This is a genomic window from Maritimimonas sp. 2304DJ26-3, from assembly GCF_056591635.1.
This window is the reverse complement of the sequence record NZ_JBWQOK010000004.1, coordinates 394,351-418,214: the sequence shown is the minus strand read 5'-3', so window position 1 is coordinate 418,214 and position 23,864 is coordinate 394,351. Positions and strand designations below refer to the sequence as shown.

At 31.6% G+C, this 23,864-nt stretch carries 30 protein-coding genes; 16 read left to right on the top strand and 14 right to left on the bottom strand.

All coding sequences use genetic code 11. The annotated features are described in order from the left end of the window. Positions 1-411: 411 nt before the first annotated feature. The 4 genes from thrS to rplT all read left to right on the top strand — a co-directional run bounded on the left by thrS (position 412) and on the right by rplT (position 3,613). A complete protein-coding gene (gene thrS, locus AC1EUV_RS13725) occupies positions 412-2,352 on the top strand; it encodes a threonine--tRNA ligase (RefSeq protein ID WP_480199290.1) in 1,941 nt (646 codons plus the stop codon). 82 nt (positions 2,353-2,434) lie between these two features. Further along, on the top strand, positions 2,435-2,947 hold the full coding sequence (gene infC / locus AC1EUV_RS13720; RefSeq protein WP_480199296.1) for a translation initiation factor IF-3: 513 nt from the start codon (positions 2,435-2,437) through the stop codon (positions 2,945-2,947). A gap of 35 nt (positions 2,948-2,982) precedes the next feature. Continuing rightward, positions 2,983-3,180 carry a 50S ribosomal protein L35 gene (rpmI, locus tag AC1EUV_RS13715; RefSeq protein ID WP_480199289.1) on the top strand — a complete coding sequence of 66 codons (198 nt, stop codon included), beginning with the start codon at positions 2,983-2,985 and terminating at the stop codon, positions 3,178-3,180. An 88-nt stretch (positions 3,181-3,268) separates the two neighbouring features. Further along, positions 3,269-3,613, top strand: a complete 345-nt coding sequence (rplT, locus tag AC1EUV_RS13710; protein ID WP_480199288.1) for a 50S ribosomal protein L20 — start codon at positions 3,269-3,271, stop codon at positions 3,611-3,613. 137 nt (positions 3,614-3,750) lie between these two features. On the opposite strand, the gene AC1EUV_RS13705 is transcribed toward rplT, so the two are convergent. The 10 genes from AC1EUV_RS13705 to AC1EUV_RS13660 form a co-directional block, all read right to left on the bottom strand. After that, the gene (locus tag AC1EUV_RS13705; RefSeq protein WP_480199287.1) at positions 3,751-4,926 is read right to left on the bottom strand and encodes a T9SS type A sorting domain-containing protein; all 1,176 of its coding nucleotides are present in this window, start codon (positions 4,924-4,926) and stop codon (positions 3,751-3,753) included. A gap of 114 nt (positions 4,927-5,040) precedes the next feature. Next, positions 5,041-5,871 carry an enoyl-ACP reductase FabI gene (locus tag AC1EUV_RS13700; RefSeq protein ID WP_480199286.1) on the bottom strand — a complete coding sequence of 277 codons (831 nt, stop codon included), beginning with the start codon at positions 5,869-5,871 and terminating at the stop codon, positions 5,041-5,043. Positions 5,872-5,939: 68 nt separating this feature from the next. After that, positions 5,940-7,592, bottom strand: coding sequence for a DNA repair protein RecN (recN, locus tag AC1EUV_RS13695; protein WP_480199285.1), 1,653 nt, complete (start codon positions 7,590-7,592; stop codon positions 5,940-5,942). A gap of 85 nt (positions 7,593-7,677) precedes the next feature. After that, the gene (gene porD / locus AC1EUV_RS13690; RefSeq protein WP_480199284.1) at positions 7,678-8,568 is read right to left on the bottom strand and encodes a type IX secretion system protein PorD; all 891 of its coding nucleotides are present in this window, start codon (positions 8,566-8,568) and stop codon (positions 7,678-7,680) included. Further along, a complete protein-coding gene (gene coaBC, locus AC1EUV_RS13685; RefSeq protein ID WP_480199283.1) occupies positions 8,561-9,772 on the bottom strand; it encodes a bifunctional phosphopantothenoylcysteine decarboxylase/phosphopantothenate--cysteine ligase CoaBC in 1,212 nt (403 codons plus the stop codon). The genes porD and coaBC overlap by 8 nt, the downstream gene beginning before the upstream one ends. A 3-nt stretch (positions 9,773-9,775) precedes the next feature. After that, the gene (locus AC1EUV_RS13680; RefSeq protein WP_480199282.1) at positions 9,776-10,108 is read right to left on the bottom strand and encodes a DNA-directed RNA polymerase subunit omega; all 333 of its coding nucleotides are present in this window, start codon (positions 10,106-10,108) and stop codon (positions 9,776-9,778) included. Further along, positions 10,098-10,946 (bottom strand): outer membrane protein assembly factor BamD, encoded by an 849-nt coding sequence (locus AC1EUV_RS13675; protein WP_480199281.1) that lies wholly within the window; start codon positions 10,944-10,946, stop codon positions 10,098-10,100. The genes AC1EUV_RS13680 and AC1EUV_RS13675 overlap by 11 nt, the downstream gene beginning before the upstream one ends. A 120-nt stretch (positions 10,947-11,066) precedes the next feature. Next, positions 11,067-11,588 carry a ferritin gene (locus AC1EUV_RS13670; RefSeq protein ID WP_480199280.1) on the bottom strand — a complete coding sequence of 174 codons (522 nt, stop codon included), beginning with the start codon at positions 11,586-11,588 and terminating at the stop codon, positions 11,067-11,069. A gap of 18 nt (positions 11,589-11,606) precedes the next feature. Further along, positions 11,607-12,482, bottom strand: a complete 876-nt coding sequence (gene dapA, locus AC1EUV_RS13665; protein ID WP_480199279.1) for a 4-hydroxy-tetrahydrodipicolinate synthase — start codon at positions 12,480-12,482, stop codon at positions 11,607-11,609. After that, positions 12,482-13,009: a DUF6913 domain-containing protein gene (locus AC1EUV_RS13660; protein WP_480199278.1), complete on the bottom strand. Its 528-nt coding sequence runs from the start codon at positions 13,007-13,009 to the stop codon at positions 12,482-12,484. The genes dapA and AC1EUV_RS13660 overlap by 1 nt, the downstream gene beginning before the upstream one ends. Before the next feature lie 148 nt (positions 13,010-13,157). On the opposite strand from AC1EUV_RS13660, the gene AC1EUV_RS13655 reads away from it, so the two are divergent. Next, on the top strand, positions 13,158-13,622 hold the full coding sequence (locus AC1EUV_RS13655) for a GNAT family N-acetyltransferase (protein WP_480199277.1): 465 nt from the start codon (positions 13,158-13,160) through the stop codon (positions 13,620-13,622). A gap of 1 nt (position 13,623) precedes the next feature. Then, positions 13,624-14,160, top strand: coding sequence for a GNAT family N-acetyltransferase (locus AC1EUV_RS13650; protein ID WP_480199276.1), 537 nt, complete (start codon positions 13,624-13,626; stop codon positions 14,158-14,160). Here AC1EUV_RS13650 and prfA read toward each other — a convergent pair. Beyond that, positions 14,155-15,231 (bottom strand): peptide chain release factor 1, encoded by a 1,077-nt coding sequence (gene prfA / locus AC1EUV_RS13645; protein ID WP_480199275.1) that lies wholly within the window; start codon positions 15,229-15,231, stop codon positions 14,155-14,157. The two genes, AC1EUV_RS13650 and prfA, sit on opposite strands and share 6 nt — an antisense overlap. A 117-nt stretch (positions 15,232-15,348) precedes the next feature. Here prfA and azu point away from each other — a divergent pair, with 117 nt between their 5' ends. Next, positions 15,349-15,864 carry an azurin gene (azu, locus tag AC1EUV_RS13640; RefSeq protein ID WP_480199274.1) on the top strand — a complete coding sequence of 172 codons (516 nt, stop codon included), beginning with the start codon at positions 15,349-15,351 and terminating at the stop codon, positions 15,862-15,864. A gap of 35 nt (positions 15,865-15,899) precedes the next feature. Here azu and AC1EUV_RS13635 read toward each other — a convergent pair whose 3' ends face one another. Genes AC1EUV_RS13635 through AC1EUV_RS13625 form a run of 3 tightly spaced genes read right to left on the bottom strand, consistent with a single transcriptional unit; the run spans position 15,900 to position 17,365 of the window. Continuing rightward, entirely contained in the window at positions 15,900-16,403 is a 504-nt protein-coding gene (locus AC1EUV_RS13635; protein WP_480199273.1) for a hypothetical protein, read from the bottom strand. Position 16,404: 1 nt separating this feature from the next. Then, positions 16,405-16,791, bottom strand: coding sequence for a DUF6768 family protein (locus AC1EUV_RS13630; RefSeq protein WP_480199272.1), 387 nt, complete (start codon positions 16,789-16,791; stop codon positions 16,405-16,407). Then, positions 16,778-17,365 (bottom strand): RNA polymerase sigma factor, encoded by a 588-nt coding sequence (locus tag AC1EUV_RS13625; protein ID WP_480199271.1) that lies wholly within the window; start codon positions 17,363-17,365, stop codon positions 16,778-16,780. The genes AC1EUV_RS13630 and AC1EUV_RS13625 overlap by 14 nt, the downstream gene beginning before the upstream one ends. A 126-nt stretch (positions 17,366-17,491) precedes the next feature. On the opposite strand from AC1EUV_RS13625, the gene rlmD reads away from it, so the two are divergent. The 9 genes from rlmD to AC1EUV_RS13580 are packed head-to-tail and all read left to right on the top strand — an operon-like array spanning position 17,492 to position 23,815. Continuing rightward, a complete protein-coding gene (rlmD, locus tag AC1EUV_RS13620) occupies positions 17,492-18,901 on the top strand; it encodes a 23S rRNA (uracil(1939)-C(5))-methyltransferase RlmD (protein WP_480199270.1) in 1,410 nt (469 codons plus the stop codon). A 9-nt stretch (positions 18,902-18,910) separates the two neighbouring features. Then, complete coding sequence (locus AC1EUV_RS13615; RefSeq protein WP_480199269.1) at positions 18,911-19,381, top strand: DUF6452 family protein; 471 nt, start codon at positions 18,911-18,913, stop codon at positions 19,379-19,381. Continuing rightward, the gene (locus AC1EUV_RS13610; RefSeq protein ID WP_480199268.1) at positions 19,362-20,045 is read left to right on the top strand and encodes a DUF6048 family protein; all 684 of its coding nucleotides are present in this window, start codon (positions 19,362-19,364) and stop codon (positions 20,043-20,045) included. The genes AC1EUV_RS13615 and AC1EUV_RS13610 overlap by 20 nt, the downstream gene beginning before the upstream one ends. Positions 20,046-20,087: 42 nt before the next feature. Continuing rightward, complete coding sequence (locus tag AC1EUV_RS13605; RefSeq protein WP_480199267.1) at positions 20,088-21,038, top strand: isopenicillin N synthase family dioxygenase; 951 nt, start codon at positions 20,088-20,090, stop codon at positions 21,036-21,038. Beyond that, positions 21,038-21,364, top strand: coding sequence for a translation initiation factor (locus tag AC1EUV_RS13600; protein WP_480199266.1), 327 nt, complete (start codon positions 21,038-21,040; stop codon positions 21,362-21,364). The genes AC1EUV_RS13605 and AC1EUV_RS13600 overlap by 1 nt, the downstream gene beginning before the upstream one ends. Before the next feature lies 1 nt (position 21,365). Continuing rightward, the gene (locus AC1EUV_RS13595; RefSeq protein ID WP_480199265.1) at positions 21,366-21,890 is read left to right on the top strand and encodes a hypothetical protein; all 525 of its coding nucleotides are present in this window, start codon (positions 21,366-21,368) and stop codon (positions 21,888-21,890) included. 1 nt (position 21,891) lies between these two features. After that, positions 21,892-22,764: a nucleoside phosphorylase gene (locus tag AC1EUV_RS13590; RefSeq protein ID WP_480199264.1), complete on the top strand. Its 873-nt coding sequence runs from the start codon at positions 21,892-21,894 to the stop codon at positions 22,762-22,764. A 2-nt stretch (positions 22,765-22,766) separates the two neighbouring features. Then, positions 22,767-23,633 carry a substrate-binding domain-containing protein gene (locus AC1EUV_RS13585; RefSeq protein ID WP_480199263.1) on the top strand — a complete coding sequence of 289 codons (867 nt, stop codon included), beginning with the start codon at positions 22,767-22,769 and terminating at the stop codon, positions 23,631-23,633. A 23-nt stretch (positions 23,634-23,656) separates the two neighbouring features. Then, on the top strand, positions 23,657-23,815 hold the full coding sequence (locus tag AC1EUV_RS13580) for a hypothetical protein (RefSeq protein WP_480199262.1): 159 nt from the start codon (positions 23,657-23,659) through the stop codon (positions 23,813-23,815). Positions 23,816-23,864 lie beyond the last annotated feature (49 nt).

The window sequence follows — 23,864 nt, the reverse complement described above, 5'->3', positions numbered from 1 at the left end:
ATACAGTAAATAAAAGTGAACTTTTGCTTCCTTAATCTATCTAAACCCACATACTTGAAAGCGGGTGCAAATATAGAAAGTATTATTTAAATATTGCAAACATTTTCTTTTGTTTTTTTAATCAAAAAAAATCTTTTTTATAAACACCTAATATGTAGATTATTAATAAATAAATATTTATTATTTCAGTATGCCTGAAGTGATAATCATGTCCTTGTTTGCAAGAATACAAGAGCATAGTTATATGATATATATTGAAAATATAGATGAGAAACCTACAAGAAGTTTACAAAAAGAAAGAATGTATAGTCCGATCAACAATTTAATTAGAGGTAACGCCAAAATAATCACCCATATATATTGTACATAACTCTCTTTTGAAATATCTTTGCCACTCCTTTTAAAGAAAGAATGATTAAAATTACATTACCAGACGGATCGGTTAAAGAAATGGCACAACATAGTACTCCTATGGATGTAGCCAGAAGTATTAGTGAAGGGCTTGCAAGAAATGTTATTTCAGCTAAGTTTAATGAGGAAACTGTAGAGACTACAACCGAATTAACCCAAGACGGTACATTAATATTATATACTTGGAAAGACACTCAAGGTAAAAAAGCTTTTTGGCACTCTTCTGCACATGTTTTGGCCCAGGCTATTTTAGATCTATACCCAAATGCCAAGCTAACTATCGGCCCAGCGATTGAAAATGGATTTTATTATGACGTAGATTTTGGGGAAGGCTCTTTATCTGAGAGTGATTTTAAGAAAATTGAGGATAAAATATTAGAATTTGCCCGTCAGAAATTTGAGTTTAAAATACGTTCTGTTTCTAAGGCAGATGCTCTATCTTATTATAAGGAAAGAAATAATGCGTTTAAAGTTGAGCTTATTGAGAATTTAGAAGATGGTGATATTACTTTTTGTGATCATGCCGATTTTACCGATCTGTGCCGAGGAGGACACATACCTAATACAGGTATTATAAAGGCTGTAAAAATCATGAATGTTGCTGGTGCCTATTGGCGGGGCGATGAAAATAATCAACAGCTTACACGTATATATGGTATATCATTCCCTAAACAAAAAGAGTTAAAAGAATATTTAGAACTTTTAGAAGAGGCCAAAAAACGTGACCATAGAAAACTTGGAAAGGAATTAGAATTGTTCACTTTTTCTCAAAAAGTTGGTCAAGGTTTACCTTTATGGCTACCAAAAGGAGCGGCTTTACGAGAACGTTTAGAAAACTTCTTAAAAAAAGCTCAGAAGAAAGCTGGTTACGAAATGGTAATTTCCCCTCATATTGGTCAGAAAGAATTGTATGTAACTTCTGGTCATTATGCAAAATATGGTGAAGATAGTTTTCAACCAATTCATACCCCAAAGGATGAAGAAGAGTTCTTATTAAAACCTATGAACTGCCCTCATCATTGTGAAATTTATAATAGTAAACCATATTCCTATAAAGACTTACCAAAACGTTTTGCAGAATTTGGTACAGTTTATAGATATGAGCAGAGTGGCGAATTACATGGTTTAACACGTGTAAGAGGGTTCACACAAGATGATGCACATTTATTTTGCACTCCAGATCAATTAGATGATGAGTTTAAAAATGTAATTGATCTTTCTTTATATGTATTAAGATCGTTAGGTTTAGAGAATTTTACTGCGCAAGTATCAGTACGTGACCTTGAAAATCCTGATAAATACATAGGTGATGTGGAGAATTGGGAAAAAGCAGAACGCGCAATTATCAATGCTGCCGAAGATAAAGGTTTAGATTATATAATTGAAGAAGGAGAAGCTGCCTTTTATGGACCCAAACTTGACTTTATGGTTAAGGATGCATTGGGTAGACAATGGCAATTAGGAACTATACAAGTAGATTATAACTTACCCGAACGTTTTGATCTGAATTATAAAGGAGCAGACAATCAATTACATAGACCAGTAATGATTCACCGCGCGCCTTTTGGTTCTATGGAGCGTTTCATTGCTTTATTATTAGAGCATACGGGAGGTAATTTTCCGCTTTGGTTAACACCAGAACAGGCTATTTTACTGCCTATCAGTGAGAAATATGAAAAATATACTCAAAAAGTTTTAAATTTGTTAGAAAATTACGAAATTCGCGCCCTCGTTGATAACAGGAATGAAAAGACGGGTAGAAAGATACGGGATGCTGAAGTAAATAAGATTCCTTACATGATTATTATCGGAGAGAAAGAGGAAAATGAAGAATTGATTTCAGTAAGACGCCATGGTGAAGGAGATTTAGGAACATTTACTGTTGAAGAATTTTCTTCTTTAATTAATAAAGAAATAAGTAGTACATTACAACAATTTTAGTTTAACCGCTGTAGTAAACAGCTTAAAAAATTTAAAAGCCATAGCAATAAGAAGACGAGGGAATAGAAGACCCTGGAGAATAATAAAGGAAGATCCGCACAAAATCAATGAAAAGATTCTTGCACGCGAAGTTAGATTAGTAGGCGATAATGTTGAAGTAGGTGTTTATCCTATTTCGCAAGCAAGAAAGATGGCAGAAGAACTTGAGTTAGATCTTGTTGAAATATCTCCAAAAGCCGATCCACCAGTTTGTAAAATAATTGATTATAAGAAATTTCTTTACGAACAGAAAAAAAGAGAGAAGGCTTTAAAGTCGAAGGCTACTAAAGTTACAATTAAAGAGATACGTTTTGGCCCTCAAACTGATGACCATGACTATGAATTTAAAAAGAAACATGCAATAAAGTTTTTAAGTGATGGAGCAAAACTTAAAGCGTATGTTTTCTTTAAAGGTCGTTCTATAGTTTATAAAGATCAAGGAGAAATCTTATTATTAAGATTAGCTCAAGAGCTTGAAGAATATGGTAAGGTAGAGCAAATGCCAAGATTAGAAGGTAAGCGTATGACGATGTTTATAGCTCCAAAAAAGAAATAATAGAATAAGTAAGAATAATTATAAAGTAGGAGAAGATGCCTAAAATGAAGACAAAATCTAGTGCCAAGAAACGTTTTAAGATGACGGGTACTGGTAAGATCAAAAGAAAGCATGCTTTCAAAAGTCATATTTTGACTAAGAAGTCAAAAAAAAGAAAGCTGCGTTTAACTCATGATGGTTTGGTACACAAGTCTGATGAGATGAACATTTTAAAACAATTAACATTAAAATAAGCCAAGCTTATTTTGGTACATTATTAACCCTGTGTTAGAGCAAGTAAACGATTGAAACAAATCTGCCTAACTCAAAAAAATAAAAATTATGCCTAGATCGGTAAATTCAGTAGCTAAAAGAGCTCGTAGAAAAAAAATATTAAAACAAGCAAAAGGTTATTTCGGACGTAGAAAAAACGTTTATACAGTAGCTAAAAACGCGGTAGAAAAAGCAATGTCTTATGCTTATCGCGATAGAAAAAACAACAAACGTAATTTTAGAAGTTTATGGATTCAGCGTATTAATGCTGGAGCTCGTATGCATGGTATGTCTTATTCTCAATTTATGGGTAAGGTAAAAGCCAATAATATAGAGTTAAATAGAAAAGTTCTGGCTGACCTTGCAATGAACAATCCTGAGGCTTTTAAAGCAATCGTTGAAAAAGTAAAATAAATTAAAACTTCTTACTTATTGAAAATCCCGAGTTAACGCTCGGGTTTTTTATGATTTAATAAGATCTCTTAATAAATAAAAAAGTCTGTTAATATAATTAACAGACTTTCTATCTTTTATATAGTTTACAACCTTCTTTATTCTTTTATAATTTTAAAAGACCCAGTACTATTACCTACTTTGGCTCTAACAAAATAAGTACCAGTAGGCATTTCAGAAAAATCTAATGATGTTTTAATTGAAGATGGAGATACACTTTTAAGACGTTGCCCCATTTGATTATAAATAGTTAAGCTTTCTATCATTTCTTTAGAACTTAATTTCAACTCATCTTTAACAGGGTTTGGATAATAAGAAAATCCTTTTTCGACTAAATCATCAATTGATAATACTCCAGAGGTTACACTGATATTAAAAATACCTTCAGGCTCATCAACAGAATCATTTTGGTGACCAACATTTATATAATAAGTAGTTCCTAAAGTTGAATTAAAAATTACAGCTTCTGCAGTACCAGATATACCAAGATTAGCACTTCCAACACAAGTATAGCTTGCACATGACCCAGTATAAACACCAATCTCAACATCCCATGCAGTAGGTTGAATAGTAACTGTTAATTCTGCTCCATTTCCTGTCAATGTATACCATACACCATCATTCATAATACCGCAACCTGAAACATCAATAAATCCAGCACCATTTGTTGCAGTAGATGCATCGACCATTTCAGAAAAAGGAAAAGCTGCAATTGTTTCAGCGTTAGCACAATCATCATTTACTGGAGGTGTTGGATCGGCACCTATGCAAATGTCAAAAGTAGTATTGTGTATTCCAGTGCTATTTGTAAATACACGAACATAATAAGTATTTCCTATAGTTAGACCAGATGGTATACTAGAGTTTGGATCACTACACAATATTAAATTCAATGCATTGCAATCACCAGATACTCCAGCATCATAAGTTGCATGGTATAAATTAGTTGAGCTTCCACTTATATTTAATAAGTCTATTTTATGTGATGTAGAAGTTGCTACAAATCTAAACCAAACATCATCATTAGCTTCATTCTCTTTATTTGTACAAACAACCATCTCACTAGAAGCCGTTGCTTCGGATACGGTTCCAGATTCTGTATTTGTACATAAATTATCTTGATTTACCGTTAGTTCTATTGCCGATGAACATTCGTCGTTAGCCGGGGGAACGATGATTTTAGCCATATATCCAAGCAAATCATTCGCATATATATTTGTAGTACCGACTATTACTACAAATACTAAAAACAGCATAGTAATTTTTTTCTCCATGAGCTTATTTTTAACTTTTCTAACAAAAATTAACTGACCCCTCTGTTAATAACGTAAAGTTACTTTAAAAAGTATATTTTTTAAGTAGTTATATGGTAAATTATGAACCGTTAATTAACAATTTTTAAAGCTATCTTCATTCATGAAAAAATCCATAACAGATTGACTAACACCCATATTGGAGAATCCTCCATCATGAAATAAGTTTTGTAGTGTAACTTTTCGAGTCAAATCTGAAAACAATGAAATAGTATAATCCGCACAATCTTGAGCTGTAGCGTTCCCTAAAGGAGACATCTTATCAGCATATGCTATAAATCCGTCAAAGCCTTTAACCCCTTGGCCAGCTGTAGTTGGTGTTGGTGATTGAGAAATAGTATTTACTCTCACTTTTTTATCTGCTCCAAAGAAATAGCCAAAACTCCTAGCAATTGATTCTAAATATGCCTTATTATCTGCCATATCATTATAATCTGGAAAAACTCTTTGAGCTGCCATATATGTTAAAGCAACAATAGAGCCCCATTCATTCATGGCATCTTGTTTGTAAAGCACATTCATAACTTTGTGAAAGGAAACAGCAGAAACATCCCAACCTTTGGTTGTGAAATCATAATTCTGATCTGTATAGTGCTTGCCTTTACGAACATTTACAGACATACCTATAGAATGCAGCACAAAATCTAACTTACCTCCAAGAATTTCCATAGATTTTTCAACTAAATTATTCAAATCTTCAAGAGATGTAGCATCAGCTGGAACAATTTCTGAACCTGTCTTTTCTGCCAATTCTTTAATAGCACCCATTCTCATAGCAATCGGTGCATTTGTTAAGACAAATTGCGCACCTTCTTCATGTGCACGCTCAGCAGTTTTCCAAGCTATTGAATTTTGATCTAAAGCTCCAAAAATGATTCCTCTTTTTCCTTTAAGTAAATTATACATTGTATATATATTATAGTTTGATCTTATTTTTGTTAAGCAAAGTTACTTCAATATTTTTAAAAAATATATTAGTTTAATAATTGCTTTGCATGTGTAATGGCGCTATGTGAAATATCTTTACCGCTGAGCATTTCGGCAAGCTCAATTATACGATCATTGTTATATAATTCTTTAATATTTGTAATAGTTTGTTCTTCTATTTCTTCTTTGTAAACTTTATAATGATGTTCTCCTTTCGCTGCAATTTGAGGTAAATGTGTTATTGAAATAACTTGCATGTTTTCACTCATTTTTTTCATTATGGCAGCAATCTTATTTGAAACTTCACCAGAAACACCAGTATCTATCTCATCAAAAAGTATGGTTGGCAATTGAGTGTATTCTGACAACAACGCTTTTACAGCCAACATTATTCGAGACATTTCGCCTCCACTAGCCACTTTTTTTAGTTGATCAAAATCTGAACCTTTATTCGCGGAAAACAAAAATTGCAATTCATCTTTTCCATTTTTCAGGAATGAATCCAATGCTCTCAAATTTATTTTGAATCGTGTATTAGGCATGGATAGATTTGAAAGGATTTCTTCTAATTTTTCAATAAAATCGGGAATAACCTTACCTCTATTATTATGAATTGTCTCAGCTATTCTATTTAGCTGAACTTCAACTTCAGAAAGTTTTATTCTTTTAGCATTCAATATTTCGTCAGCATTCTCAACTTGATCTACTTTAGAAGATAACTTTTCTTGTATTGTCAAAAGTTCTTCTATTGAACTTACAGAATGCTTTTTTTGTAGATTATAAATAAGTTGTAATCTATCATTATAATTTTCAATTTCTTGAGGGCTAACGGCAACCGTCTCATTTGCTCTTTCTAATTCATCAACAATATCGTTAAATTCTATTTCTGTACTATCAATTCTCTCAGATAAGCTATCATAATCTGAACTATAAGATACTAGTTTTGATATATTACTTTTAAATTTATTAAGTAATGATTTGATACCTAATTCTTCATTATTAGCTATATTTATAGCTTCCGTAAACTCTAGTTTTATGGCTTCAACATTATTTAGTTTTTCTAAAGTATTTTCTAAAAAAACCTGCTCATCAGGTTTTAAATCGGCTTCGACTAATTCGGTTAATAAGAATTGATTATAATCGTATTGCAATTTAGCTTCCTGTTGCTCTTTTAACAACTCTTCAAGCTCTTGATTTAGTTGCTTATAATGTTCAAATTCATTTTTATAAGATTCTAAAAATTTAGTATTAGAAGCTAGCGCATCTATAACTTTAAACTGAAACATAGTATCGGCCAATTCTAATGTCTCATACTGAGAATGAATATCTATTAACCTTTCACTCAATCCATTTAGTACAGTTAATCTTACTGGTGTATCATTTATAAAAGCTCTAGACTTCCCACCAGGTGCAATCTCTCTCCTAATAATAGTTGGTGACTCAAAATCAATATCATTCTCATTAAAAAAAGTTTTCAGATTGTATTTGTCAACATTAAATTCACCTTCTATGATACATTTCTTGTCTGTATTTTTAAGTAGAGATAGATCAGCTCGATTACCTAAAATTAAACCTAATCCACCCAAAATGATAGACTTTCCTGCACCCGTCTCTCCAGTAATAATTGAAAACCCCTCTTTAAAATCAACTTTAAGATTGTCAATTAAAGCAAAATTTTTAATAGTTAACTGTTGTAACATTACTGTGAGTGAAGTTTTTATAAAATTAAAAAGAGTGCAGCATACACTCTTCAAACTTACTTAAATTGTACTAATTTTTATAGAATTAGATCTTAATTTTTTCCCACTTAGAAGTATACGATGGATAAATTCTCAGCAAAGCCTCTTTTAAACTTGTAGTATTGGTTCTAGGGCCTCCAGAAAAAATATCTACAATTTCATCTGATTTGGTATCCATAAAAACACGTAGTAAAAAAGCATTAGCTCTCCTATTATATAAATCTTGCATTTTAAGTACAGCTTCACTTATTGTGTTTTTTGCATCTTTCTTACTATCAGCCATTTTATCCAATCCATTTAAATGATATTCATATAATGCCGTTCTAAATCCTTGAAAAGCTGGGGATAATATATTTTCGTTTAATTGATATCTTGTCGTATTTCCATCTATACGATTCCATCCAGAAAACCCGCCTTGTTGTGCCTGGTTTACAACATTTTCAGCTTTTTCATGAAATTCCTGACCACCATTTAAGGTAAAAGTATCTGCATCAATACCTAGAATTGTATATGCATAGAATGTTAAAATAGATACCAGGTTTGAATCAAAACTATTCTCATTATAAAATAAAGGTTGAAACTCATTGTAGCTAAAAGCTAGATCATCGTCTTTAAAATTAAATGTAGCTGTTTTGTATGTAGAATTAAATACTGGACGTGAAACCTGCACTTGAATATTTCCTCTAAATTCATTCGATGAAGGCTGTTCTAAAATATTCAAAGTAACTGCACACTGAATTTTTTCTTGAGATTTATAATTTTTATTTGTCCATTTGGTATTGTTCAAATATTCTGAAATTGCCGTTTGCATTGTATTATAAACTTGAGTATTGGAACTTTGAATCTGATCATCGTTCACAACAACTAAACAATTCAGCTCTTGCGCTTTAGTTACAAGCACAAAAAGCAAAACAAAAAACAATAAACAATTACGCATTTATCTTAGCAATGATTTCATTAAAAATATCTGAAGCTACTTCGGTTTTAGACTTTAATTCAAATTCTTTTATAACCTCAGCGCTATCAATCAGTGTTACTTTATTGGTCGATTTTTTAAACCCAGCACCTTTATCTTGTAACGAATTTAGAACAATTAAATCTAAATTTTTACGATTCAACTTGCTTTTGGCATTCTCTAATTCGTTATTAGTCTCAAGTGCAAAACCTACTAAAAACTGACTCTTCTTTTGTTCTCCAAGAGAAGCTAATATATCCTTTGTTTTAACCAAGTCTATATGTAACGATGCATCTTTCTTTTTTATTTTCTTATCAGATACAGTTGCTGGTTTATAATCGGCAACAGCAGCAGAACAAATAGCTATATCTACTTTATTATAATGCTCATGCACAGCATCATACATATCTTGAGCACTAACTACATTTATTCTTTTAATTAGAGAATGATTTTCACTTTCGTGAGATGGACCCGTAATTAAAAAAACTTCTGCTCCAAGATTGGCAGCACATTTTGCCAACTCAAAACCCATTTTACCAGATGAATGATTTCCTATAAATCGAACAGGATCTATGGCTTCGTAAGTTGGCCCAGCTGTTATCAAAACCTTCTTTCCGTTTAACGGAAGACCTGACAAAATATGGTTTTCAATAAACTGAACAATGTTTTCTGGTTCTGCCATTCTACCTTCACCAACCAAACCACTTGCTAATTCACCGCTTTCAGCAGGAATCATCATATTACCAAAACTATTCAACTTATCTAAGCTTGTTTTAGTTGTAGGATGCTTGTACATATCCAAATCCATCGCTGGTGCAAAATACACATCACATTTAGCAGAAAGATAGGTTGCTAACAATAAATTATCACAAGTACCATTCGCCATTTTAGATAAGGTATTTGCAGTTGCAGGTGCAATAAGCATAAAATCTGCCCAAAGTCCAAGATCTACATGATTATTCCATAATTCATTTTCTTCTTCTTTGTCATAAAAAGTAGAATGAACAGGGTTCTTAGAAAGTGTAGAAAGTGTGAGTGGAGTGATAAAATCTTTAGAAGCAGGAGTCAGAACGACTTGAACATTAGCTCCTGCTTTTATAAAAAGTCTAACCAGATGTGCCGTTTTATAAGCGGCGATGCCGGCGGTAACGCCTAGTAATACATTTTTACCGCTTAAAACAGACATTTATTATATGGTATCGGTTTCTTCTTCTGGGTTTCTATGGTAAATCTTACCTTCTAACCATTCTTGTACTGCAATTGCAGTTGGTTTAGGTAATTTTTCATAAAAACGTGAAACCTCTATTTGTTCTTTATTTTCAAAGATTTCTTCTAAACTATCATTATGAGTAGCAAACTCTTCTAATTTATCAATCAATTCTTTTTTAAGATCTTCATTGATTTGAGTAGCTCGTTTTGCCATAATAGCAATAGACTCATAAATATTGTCTGTAGGCTCTTCGATCTTAGACTTATCGTACGTAATTGTAGTTAAAGCCGCTTCTGTGTTTTTATAATCCATTACTTGTAACTGTATTATTCTTTAGTTTTTGTATCAATTCTTTTGTTTCGGTCAATTCCTTATTCAAATTAGCATTCAGTTTATCTACCTCTTTCATTTTATCTGACTCAGGAAAACTCTTTTTAAATTTTGCATAAGCCGCAATTGCGTCTTCTAAACGTTGCTCTTTTTTAATCAAGACACTTTTTACAGCTAAATCATTAGAAGCCTTAAATTTATAATACAAAGCATCTTCTTTATAAGAAGAACCTATATGATCTAAGATAAAGTTATCAAAAGCCATAATTGCGGCTTTATAATCTTCTATGTGGTAATATTGCTTAGCAATCTCAAATGATTTCTTTTCTAATCTAAAAGTAAGATCTTCAAAATGTTTATTGGCTTGTTCAACTTTATCACTAGTTGGATACTTATCAATAAAATTTTGAAGTGCCTGTAATGCTTTTTGAGTATCTTTTTGATCTCTACTATATTTAGGAGTAGATAAAAAATAACTATGAGCAGTTAAAAAGGCAGCCTCTTCTATTTTAGAACTGTTAGGATAGTTAGACATAAAACGGTTAAAGTAATAAGATGCTAAATCATAATTCTTAGTATTATAATTTGCCATAGCCACCATATACTGTATACGTTCAAGCTGAGGCTTACGGGTATATGCTGGAATTACTTTTTCGAATAAGGTTATTGCTTTATTATATTTTCCTTCTTCAAATAAGCTAGTGGCCATTTTGTATTGATCTTCGGCTTTACCCTTATTCAAAACCTTTTGATATTCGCCACAAGAAGACAGCATTACTACTGTCATAACCATTATTAATATCCTTTCAATTTTTAGCATTTTGCAAAATTACTTATTTATTATGGATTAATAAAACTATTTTTCGCAATAGTTTGGGTACAAAAATAGCTGAGTTTTTAGCTAAGTGTAAGTAAGTTATGCTAAAACTTTGTTAATTAGTTAGGCATTATTTTCTGGAGCTGCTGATGATGTTACAGTTAATTGTTTTACATCATTATCAAACAGATACAATCCACCTTTATCGTCACCAATTAAATTAATTTTATCTAGAATGGTTCTTGCAAGGGCCTCTTCTTCAATTTGCTCAGCCACATACCATTGTAAGAAATTATGTGTAGCATAATCTTTCTCTTGTAATGAAATATGAACCAATTCATTAATACTTTCAGAAACCATTACTTCATGATCGAATAATGTTTGAAACATTTCTTTAAACGATCCAAATGATACCGGTGGCGCTTTTAATGTAGATATTTTTGCATGACCTCCGCGTTCATTAATGTATTTTACAACCTTAAGCATATGCATTCTTTCTTCATCAGAATGCGCATACATAAATTCTGCAACACCTTCAAAACCTTGTGTTTCTGCCCAAGAAGCCATTGCTAAATATACTTGTGATGACTCGGCTTCAATTGTAATTTGTTCGTTTAATGCTTTCTCAATTTTTTCTTTGAGCATTTTATTTTGTTTTAAAGGTTAGTAATTGTCTATAAAAGTATTAATTTTTTCTTGTAATTCTTTAGTAGCTTCAACCAATGGAAGACGCACATAGTTTTCGCAAACATTTCGCTTTTTTAATAGAGCTTTTATGCCTGCTGGATTATTCTCTTCAAAGATATAACCAATCATATCCATCAATTTGTAATGGATTTTATAGGCTTCTTTAGCATTTCCTTCAATACCTAACTGAATCATTTTAGAAAATTCCTTTGGAAAGGCTTGCCCAATCACAGAAATAACTCCAGCTCCACCAGCTAATGTAATTCCTAATACAAGGTCATCATCCCCCGAAATTATTAAAAAATCATCTGGTTTATTTTTTATCAATTCTAAATACTGTTGCACATTATTTCCCGCTTCTTTTACAGCTATAATATTGTCGAAGTCACTGGCTAATCTAATAACAGTTTCTGGTTCCATATTTTTAGAAGTACGACCAGGCACATTATAGAGTATTATTGGTTTAGGGCTAACATCTGCTATAGCTTTAAAATGCTGATAGAATCCTTCTTGAGTTGGTTTACTATAATAGGGAGCAACGGATAAAATAGCATCAAAATTAGAAAGATCTGTGTTCTCAATTTCATTAATAACCACTTGAGTATTATTGCCTCCTACACCTAATACTAATGATAATCTACCATTATTAACTTCTATTATTTTTTGTTTGACTTTTTCTTTCTCTTCTGGTGTGACAGTAACCGACTCTCCTGTGGTTCCAAAAACTACTAAATAGTCAATTCCGCCCTCAATTTGAAAATTAATTAATCTTTCTAAAGCGTCATAATCTACACTTCTATCTTCTTTAAAAGGAGTTACTAGAGCAACACCAGTACCAATAAATTGTTTCATTAAATTAATTCAAATATTTGTAAATATTTTGCAAGCTCGTCGTTAAAAACATCAATCTTATTTGTATCAACTGAAATGGTAAAATCATAAAGATCGCCTAATTCTTCAGTGGCGAAACTTACTTTAAATTTAGCATTCGATCGTACAGTAACTAAATTACCATAAACACTTTCTGGGTTGCAATAATTAATCAATAAATCATACTTACTTTCAACAAAATCTTTAAGATTCGGTGCTTTTACTTTACCATACATACCAAAATCTTTTTCGGTAAACGTATTGTAATGTTGTGTTACAAAATCATCTTTAAGGTTTTCGAAAATTATAATCTCAAAATTTTTGTGTGGTTTGCCCAATTTCTGACTTAAATTTCGAGAAATATCATAACTACCAAACAATCGAGAATCAGCCAAAACACCTATAGTTTCAATACTTTCAGGTTGTTTTTTAGATGTTTTTTTTAGTTTTTTGAATTCTTTTTCAAAAAACATATTAGCAGTATTTTTCTTTAGCCCTTTAAAATTCATTAATGTTTTCTATTGATGTAAAATTAATTAAAATGGTTGGATTGGTTTAGCAACAATTCAAAAAATAAACGAATTAAAACACTACGTTAGTATTTTAACATCAAATGATTTTTAGTTTATAAATTAGCTTAATAATTGTTCACAAAATATGGAAGTAAAAATTAGAAAGGCTGAGCTGTCTGATTTAGAAATTTTAAATGATTTTCTACAACGTTTGATTGAAGTTGAGCGTCCAATGGATGAATCTTTAGAGCAAAAAAAGTACATAACCTATTACGATATATCAGCATTTATTAAATCTGATAATGCAGAATTATTTGTTGCTACAATTAATGATGAAGTTGTGGGCTCTGGCTATGGTTTAATAAAGCAAAATAAGAATCATTTTGCATATAAAGAACATGGCTATGTTGGTTTTATGTTCGTTAAAGATGAGCATCGTGGTAAAGGAATTAGTAAGTTGATTCTAGATACAATTTTTGATTGGTTTAAAAGTAGAGGGATTAAAGAAACACGACTACAAGTATATCAAGAAAACCCAAGCGCTATTAAAGCTTATGAAAAAGTGGGCTTCAAAAAGAATTTAATAGAAATGCTTCATTATTTAGATTAGAATGGATTACATTATAAAAACCGAAAGGTTAGGTTTAAGAAATTGGAATGAGAAAGATATAGAACCAGCTACAGTTATGAACGCTGACCCTAAGGTGCGAGAGTTTTTCCCTAACACTTTAACAAAAAAAGAAACTATAGAATTCATAGAACGCATGCACCATCACTTTAATGAGCATGGCTTTTGCTTTTTTGCGGCAGATCGATTAGATACCTACAAATTTATTGGCTTTATAGGATTAAATACACAAACTTTTGAAAGTGATTTTACACCATCAATTGAAATTGGCTGGCGCCTACTACAAAGTCAATGGGGAAATGGTTTTGCTACCGAAGGCGCTAAAGCTTGTTTAAATTTCGCCTTCAAGGAATTAAAGCTTAATGAAATATATTCTGTTACACCCGTTTTAAATATCAAATCGCAAAACGTAATGCAAAAACTAGGAATGAAAGTATATACTTATTTTGAGCATCCTATGCTTGATAAGGATAGCGATTTAAGAAATTGCGTGGCTTATAGAATCGAAAACAATCTATAAAACTTCTCCAGACTCTTTTAATTTTTCAGCGTTTTCGGCAAGTTTTAACTCTTCTATAATCTTATGAATATCACCATTTATAATATTACTCAAATCATATAAAGTTAAACCAATTCTATGTTCAGTTACACGGCCTTGAGGATAATTATATGTTCTAATTTTGGCAGAACGATCACCGCTAGAAACCATACTTTTTCTACGAGCAGAATCTTCAGCTTGTTTTTTAGCCAACTCTGCTTCGTACAAACGAGAACGTAATACTTTAATCGCTTTTTCTAAATTCTTATGTTGTGATTTTTGGTCTTGACACTTAGCTTCTATACCCGTTGGAATATGCTTTAACTGTATCGCAGAATACGTAGTATTTACACTCTGCCCACCAGGTCCAGTAGATGTGGTTCTAATAATCTTTACATCTTTCATATCTAGTTCTACATCGAACTCCTCAGCTTCAGGCAACACCATTACTGTAGCGGCTGATGTATGTACTCTACCTTGTGTTTCTGTTTGTGGCACGCGTTGTACACGATGCACACCCGCTTCAAACTTTAAATCTCCATAAACATCTTCACCTGAAACACTAAAAATAATTTCTTTAAACCCGCCCGAAGTCCCCTCATTTAAATCCACCACTTCTGTTTTCCATCCTTTATCAGAACAGAATTTAGCATACATTCTATATAGATCACCAGCAAAAATACTAGCTTCATCACCGCCAGTACCTGCACGAATTTCCATCATTACATTCTTAGCATCCTCAGGGTCTTTTGGAATTAACATGTATTTGATCTCATCTTCTAACTGAGGTAATTTCTCGTTAGCTTCTTCTAATTCAAGCTGGGCCATTTCTACCATTTCAGAATCAGAACCATCCTCGATAATTTCTTTAGCCTCGTTTATATTATTGATCAAACGTTCGTAAATTTCACCTTTATCAACAATTGTTTTTAAGTCTTTATACTCTTTATTCAACTTTACATATCGTTTCTGATCAGAAATAATATCTGGCTGAATAATTAGGTCTGAAACTTCATCAAATCGTTGCTTTACTATACGTAATCTCTCTAACATGTTAACTTTTTAAGGACTGCAAATTTAATGAATTAAAAGTAGTTTAAAAACCATAATTATTTTTTGGCAAGAGGTGTATTTAGATGTAAATTTGTAAGAATCTAAATAACTCATAAAATGAAAAAATTAATGTATGCCTTATGCTTTAGCTTAATTCTGATCTGGAGCTGTGGCGATAATAAAAAAGAAGAAAACAAATCAGTTGAAGCCCCTGTTGAAGTAGTTAAAACTACTGAAGTAAAAAAAGACGAACCTATAAGTAATGATATTGTTATTGAAGGTGATGATAATATGCGTTTTAGTCTCAAAGAAATTACCGTTAATGGTGGACAAAAAGTAAAAATTACGCTAAAGCATACTGGAAAGATGTCAAAAGACTTAATGGGACATAATCTTGTTATCCTTAAAAAAGGAACAAATATGAATGAGTTCGGTCAAAAGGCGAATACCGCTAAAGATACGGACTATATACCAGCAGACATGAAGGATGCTGTTATCGCTCATACCAAAATGATCGGTGGTGGTGAAGAAACTACAATTGAGTTTGATGCTCCAGAAGCTGGCACATACGATTTTCTATGTACATTTCCTGCACATTTTGCTATAATGCGAGGTAAGTTTATTGTAAAGTAATTTCTTAAAACGATATAAAAAAAGCATCCTAAAATTTAGGATGCTTTTTTATTTTTCCTTGTTTTTAAAACCTTTCTTAAAAACCTAACCCAAGAACTCCATTCTGATCTTTTTTTATCTGTTAAAAAGTGATTTTCTACCGTATCAAAAGCGTCTTCAATATAAGCATCATGTAACCAACGAATGGCTAATGGCCAGGTCAATAATGCCTGATTCTTAATATCCATTTTCAATCTGTGAACTAATTCAGTTTTATACTCTTCTATTTGATTTATTTTAAATTCATGAACACCACTAAAGCCTTTAGGTTTTGTAAATTGAAACTGAATAAACTCTCCTTTTTCATATTTAGTTACAAAGTAGCCTATTGGTCCATGCCCTCCTTTTGAACCAACTTTTAATCCTTTATCTAATCGCATTGGTGACCATTTATCTATAGCCAGCATTTTATCATCTTTTGTAGCCAAAGTTTCAAATAATTTTGAAATCTCACTCTTCGGTTGATTTACAAGTCTCGAATGTATATTTAATACCTTCATTTTATTGTTTTATTTTTCCTGATAAAGCAGCTATTTGTAACTCAATACGTTTGAGTTCACGTAATGTGTCATTCTTATGCATCAATTGCCACACATATACTTTTATCATACTAATAAATAAGGCACTAAAAAGACCACCTGCCGTCCATAATATAAGTTCATTGGTAACATCAGTATTAAAAAATTGCACTATACAGTAAACAAATATTCCTAAAAAAACAAGTGTCACTATATTCATAATAATTAACAACCAACCATTCTTTCCTTCAAAAACTCCTAAGATTTTTTTGAAAACATTTTGTTCATCTAGTTGATCGTAGAACCTCGCCTCTTCTTGAGTTAAAGTATCTTTTATTATTTGATCTATTTCTTCGTTATGATTTTTCATAATCTTTATGTTTTAAAATTGTTTTTAATTTCTCTCTAGCATAAAAAAGTCTAGATTTTATTGTTCCTTTTGACACTTCTAACAAATTGCTTATCTCAAATACCGAATACTCTTCTAAGTAAAACAATCGCAAAACTGTTTGCTGATTTTCTGGTAACTGATAAATTGCTTTTATAAGAGCTTTTGAATTGCTATTAGCATTAGAATTATAATTGCAATCAATACTTTTATCATTTTGTTCATCATAATTTAATTGTTCATTATCATAATAGCTGTGTAACTTCTTGTCAATTCTTTTTTCTTTTCTTAAAGCGTCTATTGCTTTTCTATTTACTATACTCAATGACCAGCTTCCAAAACTATTCGGATCATGTAAAGTGTCTAACTTTTCAAAAATTATGGTCCAACTCTCTTGAGCTATATCTTTTGCTAGATCTCTATCTTTTATATACCAAAAAGCTTGTTTGCAAAATCTTAAATGCCAACGCTTTACAAGTTGCGTAAATGCTTTTTTATCACCCTTCTTACATCGAGATACAAGTTGTCCGTCAAGTATTTTATCAGATGTTTTCATCTTCTATTCACTTAATTGACGATAAAAATTTGATTAGGTTCAAATTCATTTAAAATTTTTAGTAGTGATTTAAATATAACCCAAATAAATCATACTTATATTTACTATGATTGCTATTTTTGCCGCATGTCTAGAAAGAAACGAAAACAACTTTTTGAAAATATAGAAGTCATTGATGCTGGTGCTAAAGGAAAAGCAGTTGCCAAAGCACCAGATGGAAAAGTGATTTTTTTACCCAACGCCGTACCTGGTGATGTGGTAGACATACAGACCTTTAAGAAACGAAAAGCTTATTACGAAGGTAAAGCGGTATCATTTCATACCTTATCCGATAAACGTACAGAGCCTAAATGCGCGCATTTTGGGACATGCGGTGGATGCAAATGGCAACATATGAAATATGAACATCAGCTGCATTACAAACAAAAAGAAATTACCAATAACCTTACAAGGATAGGGCATATAGAATTACCTGAAATTTCACCTATTCTAGGTTCAAAAGAGCAATATTTTTATCGTAATAAAATGGAATTTTCTTTTAGCGACAGCCGTTGGTTGACATTAGAAGAAATTCAATCTGAAAAAGACCTTGGCGATAAAAATGCGTTGGGCTTTCATATTCCTGGTATGTGGGATAAAATTCTAGATATAAAAAAGTGTCATCTACAAGCAGATCCGAGCAATACTATCCGTTTAGCTATTAAAGAATTTGCTTTAAAGAACAATCTAGAATTCTTTAATACCAGAAATCAAACTGGGCTTTTAAGAACCTTAATGATTCGTACTTCAACAACTGGCGAATTGATGGTCCTACTACAATTCTTTAAAAAAGAGAAGGTCAAACGTGAGCTACTTTTAGACTATTTAAAAACTGAATTTCCTGAAATTACATCACTATTATACGTTATTAACTCAAAAGGTAATGATACCATTTATGATCAAGAAGTAATTTGCTATAGTGGTAGAGATCATATTTTTGAAGAAATGGAAGGTTTGCAGTTTAAGATCAATGCCAAATCTTTTTACCAAACCAATTCTAATCAAGCCTATGAATTGTATAAGGTAACTAGAGATTTTGCTTCTCTTACAGGGAATGAAACCGTGTATGACCTATACACTGGTACCGGAACAATAGCACAATTTGTTGCAAAGAAAGCAAAGAAAGTAATTGGTGTTGAGGCTGTGCCAGATGCTATTTCAGCAGCCAAAGAAAATGCAGATAGAAACGGAATTGACAATACTGAATTTTATGTGGGTGATATGGCTAAAGTATTTGATGAAGCTTTTATTACCAAACATGGTAAACCAGATATTGTAATTACAGATCCACCTCGAGATGGAATGCATAAAAAAGTAGTTGAACAATTATTAAATCTACAAGCTCCTAAAATTGTATATGTTAGTTGTAATTCAGCAACTCAAGCCAGAGACTTGGCTATTTTAGATACAAAATATATAGTTGTAAAAACGCAAGCTGTAGATATGTTTCCACAAACACACCATGTAGAAAATGTTGTTTTATTAGAATTGCGTTAATTTGTAGCAATGAAAAAATACTTTTTAATAATTATCATATTAATAACAGCGATTACTGGGTGTGAACGTGATGATATATGTATTGATGAAACTACTCCAAATTTCATTATAAGGTTTTATGACAATACTAATCAAACGGAATCTAAAAATGTTAATCAATTATTGATTGAGTATGTAGATTTAGATAAGGACACATTAGTTTCTGGGACTGATTCAATAGCAATTCCTCTTGATATTAATAGCGATATGGTAAATTTTAAATTCATAATAGATAGCAATGATGAAGATACCGCTATTGAAGATTCTTTTACTTTAAATTATATCCGAGAAGAAGTATTTGTAGGTAGATCATGTGGATTTAAAATGATATTTAATGACCTTAGCATTACAGACCCAACGTCTAATTGGATTGAAAATTTTGAAATAGTAAATGATACCATTAACAATGAAACAGCAGCACATGTTAAAATATTTCATTAGCATTTTATTGTTAAGTTGTTTTGTTCTAAATGCTCAAGATGACACAGCTAAAGACACTATTCAAAACAAATATGGCCTTAGAATCGGTATCGATCTATACAACCCAACTGCTACAATAATTAACGACGATAGAAAAGGTTTAGAACTCGTAGCAGATTATAGAATTAGTAGAAAATGGTATGTTGCGGGTGAGTTGGGCACTATAAAAAACACTACAGATTTAGATTTTATCAATTTTATAACTGATGGTCAATATATAAAATTAGGCGTAGATTATAATGCTTATGAAAATTGGCTCGATATGGAAAATATTGTCTACATAGGTTTTCGATATGGATTTAGTACATTCTCACAAACTTTAAATAGCGGCACAATTTTAAGCAGCAACCCTTTATTAGACGATCAACCGGTAACAGCTCCTCAAGAATTTGATGGTCTAAATGCTCATTGGGGAGAAATAGTAGTTGGTGTAAAGGCAGAAATTTTTAATAATTTATTCTTAGGTTTTAGCTTTAGCGGAAAGAAAATGATATCTACCAAAGAACCTGCTAATTTTAAAAATCTATTTGTTCCAGGATTCAATCGAGTATTTTTAAATGATTCTGGTTTTGGATTTAATTATACCATTTCGTATTTAATTCCACTATATAAGAAGTCGAAATAAGATTTTTTCGTAAATTTATCTTTCCTTAAATTTTAATGAAACATGAAAAATATACCTAGTGTAGATTTATCAGATTTTATTTCTGGTGATCCAAATAGAAAGCAAAAATTTGTAAATGAGATTGGTAAGGCTTACGAAGATATTGGATTTGTAGCTTTAAAAGGACATTTTTTAAGTGATGAATTAGTAGATAATTTGTATGCCGAAATAAAAAAATTCTTCGGTTTACCAGTTGAAACAAAACGTTCTTATGAAATAGAAGGAATTGGAGGTCAAAGAGGATATGTTTCGTTTGGTAAAGAAAGTGCTAAAGGCAAAAAAGAAGGTGATCTAAAAGAGTTCTGGCATTTTGGTCAGTATGTAGAGAACAATCCAAAATTAGAGGCAGAATATCCAGATAATGTTACAGTTACTGAATTACCTCAATTTAATGCTGTAGGTAAAGAAACATATCAAATGCTTGAAAAAACAGGTGTTTATGTACTGCGTGCTTTGGCTTTATTTTTAGATTTAGATGAAAATTATTTCGATAATTATATTAAAAATGGTAACAGTATTTTAAGACCAATACATTACCCTCCTATCAAATCTGAACCTAAAAATGCCGTTAGAGCTGCTGCTCATGGTGATATTAACTTGATTACCTTATTAATGGGGTCTCATGGTAAAGGTTTGCAAGTTCAAAATCATAAAGGTGAATGGCTAGATGCTATAGCAGAACCAGATGAATTGGTAATAAATGTTGGTGATATGTTATCTCGTCATTCCAACAATCGTTTAAAGTCTACCATTCATAGAGTTGTAAATCCGCCTAGAGAAATGTGGGGTACTTCGCGTTATTCAATTCCGTTTTTTATGCATCCTATTAGTGAAATGCCGCTAGATTGCTTAGAGAATTGTATTGATGATGAAAACCCAAAACTATACGAAGATATTACTGCTGGCGATTTCTTAAATGAACGTTTAGTTGAGTTAGGTCTTATTAAAAAGTAATGGACTTACAAGATCAGTTAAAAAATCTGTTCCCAGATCACATTCCTGAAACTGAAGAAATTAAAGAGGAAAAAAGCGATGTCTGGTTACAAGATGATCCAATAATTTGCAAATACGAAAAGCGTAAAGGTAAGCCAATAACTATTTTAGAAGGCTATACTGGAGCCAACAATGATTTTAAAAAACTTGCTAAAGAATTAAAAACTAAATTAAGTGTTGGCGGTAGTTTTAAAGATGATAAAATAATTATTCAAGGTGATTATCGCGATCAAATTATGAAAATTCTAAAGCAAAAAGGCTTCAAAGTAAAACGCGTAGGTGGTTAATATGAAGAATTTCTTAATCTTAATTATTATCATTTTTATTGTTGGATGTAAACCTGGGCAGAAAAAAAATGAACCTATGGATCCTAATAAAATAGAAAAACCTTCAACTAAGAGTGAAGAAAAAAAGGAAAAGAAATTTTTCTTTACAAAGGATGAAATTACGATTCCTAGCATCGATAGTATATACACTTCTAAAGGCAATGAGGTCATTATATTTCGACCAACAGAATTTAACTTTGGCAAGTTAGTAGAGGAAACTCAGTCTGAAAATTTATTAAATCTCGATGGAGAGTTTGAAGAGCTCACCCTAGAAATTATTGACACTTTTAAAGGAAATAAAAAAGTAAAACTATCTATTTGCGAAAAACCGTTTATAGCAATTGGTCAATCAATTGAAACTTTATATTTAGATACTTCAAAAGACCTTTATGGTATTATTCTTTGCAAGCAAAATCAAAAACCTGTTTTTAAAAGTGCTACTGAACAGAATATTATAGAACAAATTAAAGTAGCATATAACATTTAATATGAGGAGAATAGCAGAATCTGAATTGATTTTAAATCCAGACGGAAGTATATATCATTTAAATCTAAGACCAGAACAATTAGCAAATACCGTTATTACAGTTGGTGACCCAGATCGCGTTTCTAAAGTAACAAAACATTTTAATAAAATAGAACACACTGTAAGTTGTAGAGAATTTAAAACTGAAACCGGGGTTTATAAAGGCAAAAGAATTAGTGTAATCTCTACTGGTATTGGCACTGATAATATCGACATTGTTTTGAACGAATTGGATGCTTTGGTAAATGTAGATTTTAAGACTCGTACTGTAAAAGAAACATTAACAGCTTTAGATATTGTTCGTATAGGTACTTCTGGGAGTATTCAAAAAGATATACCTGTAGACAGTCTTTTAATTTCAGAATATGGTATGGGTTTAGATTGCATGTTACAGGCTTATGACTGCGATCATATCTTAGAAAAAGATTTAGAAACTGCCTTTATTGAACAAATTGGTTGGAATCATCGACGTGGTATCCCTTATATGGTTAAATGTAATTCGTCTCTATTAAGCAAGTTAAAAAGTTCTGAAACGGTAATTGGTTGTACCGCTACAATGAATGGTTTTTACGGACCACAAAGTAGAGTACTTAGACTTCCCGTTAAGGATACCAACTTAAACGAAAAAATGAGTGATTTTAATTTTAATAATATCAACATTACCAATTTAGAAATGGAAACTGCTGGTATATATGGTCTTTCAAAATTATTAGGACATAATGCGTTATCTACAAATGCTATTATTGCAAATAGAGCTTTAGGGACTTTTAGCGAGAATCCTTCAGCAACCGTAGAAAAATTAATTCGCTATACTTTAGATAAATTAGCCGCTTAAAAATGAAACAGATAAAGATTGGCGGTGTACCCGAGCACTTCAATTTACCGTGGCATTTAGCAATAGAAGGTAAAAAATTTGAGAAAAAAAAAATAAAGGTAGAATGGCAAGACTTTCATGGTGGTACTGGCGCTATGTGTAGCGCTTTACGTGAAGGCTCTATAGACATGGCTATTATTCTCACCGAAGGCATTGTAAAAGATATTATAAACGGTAATCCTAGTAAAATTGTAAAAGTATATGTAGAATCTCCGTTGTTATGGGGAATTCATGTTGCCGCTAAATCAAATTTTAAAACCATTAATGACTTAGAAGGTACAAGAATTGCTATTAGTCGCTATGGGTCAGGGTCGCAATTAATGGCATTGGTAAATGCTTATAATCAAGGTTTCGATATTGATAAACTAGATTATGAAATTGTAAAGAATTTAGATGGTGGCATTGCTGCCTTAACAAATGGATCTGCAGATTATTTTATGTGGGAACACTTTACCACCAAGCCTTATGTTGACCAAGGTATTTTTAGAAGAATAGAAAGTATTACTACTCCGTGGCCCTGTTTTGTAATAGCAGTAAGAAATGAAGTTTTAGAAAAAGACAAAGAAGTAATTCAAACTATTATTAAAGTAATCAATAAACAACTAAAAGAATTTAAGAATGCCTTAGATGTTGATGGATTAGATTTACTTTTTGCAGAGCGTTACAATCAAAAAATAGAAGATATTAGAGAGTGGCTTTCGATTACAAAATGGAGCAGAAAGAAAACCATCTCAAAAAAATTAATTAAAGACATTCAAAATAAATTGGTAAAGTTCAACGTTATTGACCAACAAGCACACCATAAACAATTGATTAAAAAGGTGTTCTAATCGTTAAACCAAACAAAAGAGTCATGAAACGAAATTTATCATTTGTAATTTTTGTAATTGCTATGGCCCTATTATTTATATCTTGTGGAGCAACAGCACATAGTTGTACTTCTATAGAAAAAGACATTACTAACCCTACCCTAACCCAAGTTACAGTAACTGAAACTATTGTAACCGAATAATTAACTATTAACTACCAACCGAGAAACCGTTCTATCAACGATAGTGCGG

Bases quoted from the DNA above. Each gene is read 5' to 3' on its own strand.
- thrS (WP_480199290.1), top strand. From the start codon at position 412: ATGATTAAAATTACATTACCAGACGGATCGGTTAAAGAAATGGCACAA.
- rpmI (WP_480199289.1), top strand. From the start codon at position 2,983: ATGCCTAAAATGAAGACAAAATCTAGTGCCAAGAAACGTTTTAAGATG.
- rplT (WP_480199288.1), top strand. From the start codon at position 3,269: ATGCCTAGATCGGTAAATTCAGTAGCTAAAAGAGCTCGTAGAAAAAAA.
- AC1EUV_RS13705 (WP_480199287.1), bottom strand. From the start codon at position 4,926: ATGGAGAAAAAAATTACTATGCTGTTTTTAGTATTTGTAGTAATAGTC.
- AC1EUV_RS13700 (WP_480199286.1), bottom strand. From the start codon at position 5,871: ATGTATAATTTACTTAAAGGAAAAAGAGGAATCATTTTTGGAGCTTTA.
- recN (WP_480199285.1), bottom strand. From the start codon at position 7,592: ATGTTACAACAGTTAACTATTAAAAATTTTGCTTTAATTGACAATCTT.
- porD (WP_480199284.1), bottom strand. From the start codon at position 8,568: ATGCGTAATTGTTTATTGTTTTTTGTTTTGCTTTTTGTGCTTGTAACT.
- coaBC (WP_480199283.1), bottom strand. From the start codon at position 9,772: ATGTCTGTTTTAAGCGGTAAAAATGTATTACTAGGCGTTACCGCCGGC.
- AC1EUV_RS13680 (WP_480199282.1), bottom strand. From the start codon at position 10,108: ATGGATTATAAAAACACAGAAGCGGCTTTAACTACAATTACGTACGAT.
- AC1EUV_RS13675 (WP_480199281.1), bottom strand. From the start codon at position 10,946: ATGCTAAAAATTGAAAGGATATTAATAATGGTTATGACAGTAGTAATG.
- AC1EUV_RS13670 (WP_480199280.1), bottom strand. From the start codon at position 11,588: ATGCTCAAAGAAAAAATTGAGAAAGCATTAAACGAACAAATTACAATT.
- dapA (WP_480199279.1), bottom strand. From the start codon at position 12,482: ATGAAACAATTTATTGGTACTGGTGTTGCTCTAGTAACTCCTTTTAAA.
- AC1EUV_RS13660 (WP_480199278.1), bottom strand. From the start codon at position 13,009: ATGAATTTTAAAGGGCTAAAGAAAAATACTGCTAATATGTTTTTTGAA.
- AC1EUV_RS13655 (WP_480199277.1), top strand. From the start codon at position 13,158: ATGGAAGTAAAAATTAGAAAGGCTGAGCTGTCTGATTTAGAAATTTTA.
- AC1EUV_RS13650 (WP_480199276.1), top strand. From the start codon at position 13,624: ATGGATTACATTATAAAAACCGAAAGGTTAGGTTTAAGAAATTGGAAT.
- prfA (WP_480199275.1), bottom strand. From the start codon at position 15,231: ATGTTAGAGAGATTACGTATAGTAAAGCAACGATTTGATGAAGTTTCA.
- azu (WP_480199274.1), top strand. From the start codon at position 15,349: ATGAAAAAATTAATGTATGCCTTATGCTTTAGCTTAATTCTGATCTGG.
- AC1EUV_RS13635 (WP_480199273.1), bottom strand. From the start codon at position 16,403: ATGAAGGTATTAAATATACATTCGAGACTTGTAAATCAACCGAAGAGT.
- AC1EUV_RS13630 (WP_480199272.1), bottom strand. From the start codon at position 16,791: ATGAAAAATCATAACGAAGAAATAGATCAAATAATAAAAGATACTTTA.
- AC1EUV_RS13625 (WP_480199271.1), bottom strand. From the start codon at position 17,365: ATGAAAACATCTGATAAAATACTTGACGGACAACTTGTATCTCGATGT.
- rlmD (WP_480199270.1), top strand. From the start codon at position 17,492: ATGTCTAGAAAGAAACGAAAACAACTTTTTGAAAATATAGAAGTCATT.
- AC1EUV_RS13615 (WP_480199269.1), top strand. From the start codon at position 18,911: ATGAAAAAATACTTTTTAATAATTATCATATTAATAACAGCGATTACT.
- AC1EUV_RS13610 (WP_480199268.1), top strand. From the start codon at position 19,362: ATGTTAAAATATTTCATTAGCATTTTATTGTTAAGTTGTTTTGTTCTA.
- AC1EUV_RS13605 (WP_480199267.1), top strand. From the start codon at position 20,088: ATGAAAAATATACCTAGTGTAGATTTATCAGATTTTATTTCTGGTGAT.
- AC1EUV_RS13600 (WP_480199266.1), top strand. From the start codon at position 21,038: ATGGACTTACAAGATCAGTTAAAAAATCTGTTCCCAGATCACATTCCT.
- AC1EUV_RS13595 (WP_480199265.1), top strand. From the start codon at position 21,366: ATGAAGAATTTCTTAATCTTAATTATTATCATTTTTATTGTTGGATGT.
- AC1EUV_RS13590 (WP_480199264.1), top strand. From the start codon at position 21,892: ATGAGGAGAATAGCAGAATCTGAATTGATTTTAAATCCAGACGGAAGT.
- AC1EUV_RS13585 (WP_480199263.1), top strand. From the start codon at position 22,767: ATGAAACAGATAAAGATTGGCGGTGTACCCGAGCACTTCAATTTACCG.
- AC1EUV_RS13580 (WP_480199262.1), top strand. From the start codon at position 23,657: ATGAAACGAAATTTATCATTTGTAATTTTTGTAATTGCTATGGCCCTA.